General features: G+C 69.7%; 2 protein-coding genes and 1 pseudogene. 1 reads left to right on the top strand and 2 read right to left on the bottom strand.

What is annotated here, in order from left to right:
• Positions 1-370: pseudogene (locus HC022_RS22350) on the top strand (MHS family MFS transporter); the annotation flags it as partial.
• Between the two features lie 89 nt (positions 371-459).
• On the opposite strand, the gene HC022_RS22345 reads toward HC022_RS22350, so the two are convergent.
• Together HC022_RS22345 and ftsY are read right to left on the bottom strand one after the other, a co-directional pair.
• Entirely contained in the window at positions 460-1,071 is a 612-nt protein-coding gene (locus HC022_RS22345; protein ID WP_089955531.1) for an inner membrane-spanning protein YciB, read from the bottom strand.
• Between the two features lie 482 nt (positions 1,072-1,553).
• Complete coding sequence (gene ftsY / locus HC022_RS22340; protein WP_167453866.1) at positions 1,554-2,891, bottom strand: signal recognition particle-docking protein FtsY; 1,338 nt, start codon at positions 2,889-2,891, stop codon at positions 1,554-1,556.
• Between the last annotated feature and the right edge of the window lie 276 nt (positions 2,892-3,167).

Here is a 3,167-nt window from a genome sequence, read left to right as displayed (position 1 = left end):
ACGCTTCGGCCGCCGCGAGGTGCTGATCGCGACCACCCTCGCCATCGCCGCCTTCTCGTTCCTCGTGCCGGTGCTGATGGTCGCGAACGAGGCCCGCATCCTTGGCTTCGTGACGCTGGGCATGGCGCTGATGGGCATGACCTACGGCCTGATCGGCACCGCGCTGGCCGCCCCCTTCCCGACCCGGGTGCGCTACACCGGATCGTCGATCACCTTCAACTTCGCGGGCATCTTCGGGGCCTCGCTGGCGCCCTACATCGCGACCTGGCTGCAGGCCAACCACGGCATCGCCTACGTCGGCTACTACCTCTGCGCCGCCGCGCTGGTCACCCTGCTCTGCATCTTCGCGAGCGCCCGCGGCAAGGTCTGAAGACCGGCCTGTCCCGAGAAACGAAAGCGGCGGACCCGAGGGGCCGCCGCTTTTTTCTTGTCCGGTTTCTTGTCCGGTGCTCAGGGGGGCTATTCCGCCTTCCCCTCGGCCTCTTCGATGCCATAGCGCTTGAAGAGCTTGCCCTGCGTCATGAAGAAGGCAAACACCGCGGCGGTGAGGCCGAAAGTCTTGAAATAGACCCAGCTCTCGGTGCTCATCGTGCGCCAGATCACCTCGTTCAGCAGCGCGAGCCCAAAGAACAGCGCCGTGACGCGCCTGGTGAGGATCATCCAGCCCTCGCGCTTGAGCGGCATCACCCCCTCCATCACGGTCCGCAGGTAGCTTTCGCCCCGCAACAGGCCGATGCCGAGCGCAGTGCCGAAGAGCAGGTAGATCAGCGTAGGCTTCATCTTGAAGAACCGGTCGTCGTTGAGCCAGACCGAGAGCCCGCCGAAGACCACGATCAGCACCGAGGTGACGATCTGCATCGGGCTCAGGTGACCGGTGAGCTTCCAGAGCGCCGCGGTGCAGGCCAGCATCAGCGGGATAAAGCCTGCGGTGACGAGGATGAAGCCCTGATACTCGGTGCCGCCGAGAGTGAAGGTCCGGTCCTTCAGAAGCAGGTAGGCGGCGAAGAAGACGAGGATCGGGCCGATCTCGAGCGCCGACTTCAGGAAAGGGTTGATCTGTTTCGCGGCCATGCGGCTCTCCCGTTGTTTGCACGAGAGATAGCCGCGGCGGCGCCGGTTCTCAATGGCAGGCGGTGCACTGTCGGAGGTGGCGGGATGCCTCCGGCGGGAGTTTACCTGGCAAGATGAAGGAGGGGGGGCTGGCGCGGAGTGCCGGTGCGCGATGACGGGCGCTGCGCAGGCGGAGGCGGCAGGACGCCTCCGGCGGGAGTTTATCTGGCAAGATGAAGGAGGGGGGGGCTGTTGCGGAGTGTCGGTGCGCGATGACAGGCGCTGCGCGGGCGGAGGCGGCAGGATGCCTCCGGCGGGAGTTTATCTGGCAAGATGAAGGAGGGGGGGCTCCTTGCCGAGGGGTGTGCCTGTTTTGGCGGTCCGTGTGCCGTGGTCGCTTGGGGCGCGGGGCATGGGAGGAGGAGGTTTGGCGGCGCCGCTCGGGCGGAGTGTCCGAGGGATGACAGGGGGTGGGCGCGCATCTGGGCGCGCGCCCGGGCCCGTCAGCCGTTGTCGAGGCCGGTGAGGGCCGCGGCGAATTCCTCGGGATCGAAGGGGGCGAGGTCGTCGATCTGTTCGCCCACGCCGATGGCGTGGATCGGCAGGCCGAAGCGGTCGGCCAACGCCACCAGCACGCCGCCCTTGGCGGTGCCATCGAGCTTGGTCATGACCAGCCCCGAGACGTCCGCCACCTGCCGGAAGATCTCGACCTGGTTGAGCGCGTTCTGGCCGGTGGTGGCGTCGAGCACCAGGAGCGTGTTGTGTGGGGCGTCGGGGTCCTTCTTGCGGATCACGCGGACAATCTTGGCCAGCTCCTCCATCAGGTCCTGGCGGTTCTGCAGGCGGCCTGCGGTGTCGATCATCAGCAGGTCCGCGCCCTCGGCCTGGGCCTTGCTCATGGCGTCGAAGGCGAGGCTCGCCGGGTCCGAGCCCTCGGGCGCGGTCAGCACCGGCACGCCGGCGCGCTCACCCCAGACCTGAAGCTGCTCGACGGCGGCGGCGCGGAAGGTGTCACCGGCCGCGATCACCACCGACTTGCCCGCAGCACGGAACTGCGAGGCGAGTTTGCCGATGGTCGTGGTCTTGCCCGAGCCGTTCACGCCGACCACCAGCACCACCTGCGGGTTTTGGGAGTAGAGCGGCAGCGGCCGCGCCACCGGCTCCTTGATCCGGTCGAACTCGCCGTCGAGCGCCTGCTTGATCTCCTGCGTCGAGACGCGCTTGCCGAAGCGCCCCTCGGCGATGTTGGCGGACACCCGCAGCGCCGTGTCGACGCCCATGTCGGCGGCGATCAGCAGCTCCTCGAGGCTTTCCAGCATCTCGTCGTCGAGCACGCGGCGCACCACAGGGGCGCCCGCCGGTTCGCGGCCGAAGAGGCGGCCGAGGAAGCCGCTGCGCGGGGTCTCGGTCGGGGTCTCGGCGGGCGGGGACACCGGTTTGGGGTCGCGCGGCACCGGCATCTCGAGCGGCGGCGGCGGTGCGATCTCGGGCGCAGGCGCGGGCATCGGATCGGCGGGCGGCGTCGCGTCGGGGCCCGGAGCCGGGGTCCCGGCCGGGGTCGGCGCGGGATCGGACGGGGGCACGATCTCGCCCGGGGTCTGCGGCGGCGTCTCGCTGGGCGTGGGCGCCGGCGTCTCGACCGGGGGCTCGGGCGTCTCGGCGGGCGGCGGCGGCACGTCCACCGGGGCGGGCGTCGGGGTGGCCGGTTGCGGCGCGGGCGACGGCGCGGACGGCTCGGGCGCGTCCTCGGTGCCGCCCTCCTGCATGATGGCGTCGAGCCCTTCCTCGAGTTTCGAGGAGGACTTGAAGAGCCTGTTCTTGAGCTTGCCGAAGAAGGACATGGACGGGACCCCTGATCTGCCGTTCCCCCTCACATAGAGCGTTTCGGGCGGAAGCTGAAGCACCCGGCGGCGGTTTGTGTCCTCGATGCCGTTCAGCACCCGCGCGGGGCCGCCCGCGACGAAACTGTGAGTTGACCTGCGGCCGCGGGCGCGGCCAAGTGACGGGATGTGGCGGGGGGTGCTCCTCTTCGGGTTTCTTGCCCTGGCCGCCCCGCCGCGGGGCGGCCCCGAGGGGCCCCTTCCCCAGCCCGGCACCCCGTGCTCGCCCCGCACCTT

The sequence above is a fragment of the Salipiger sp. HF18 genome, assembly GCF_011806505.1.
Lineage (GTDB): Bacteria > Pseudomonadota > Alphaproteobacteria > Rhodobacterales > Rhodobacteraceae > Salipiger > Salipiger thiooxidans.
This window is presented reverse-complemented; position numbering and strand designations above follow the sequence as displayed.

What these genes read in the sequence shown, in the direction of transcription:
- HC022_RS22345 (WP_089955531.1), bottom strand. Translation starts at nt 1,071, where the DNA reads ATGGCCGCGAAACAGATCAACCCTTTCCTGAAGTCGGCGCTCGAGATC.
- ftsY (WP_167453866.1), bottom strand. Translation starts at nt 2,891, where the DNA reads ATGTCCTTCTTCGGCAAGCTCAAGAACAGGCTCTTCAAGTCCTCCTCG.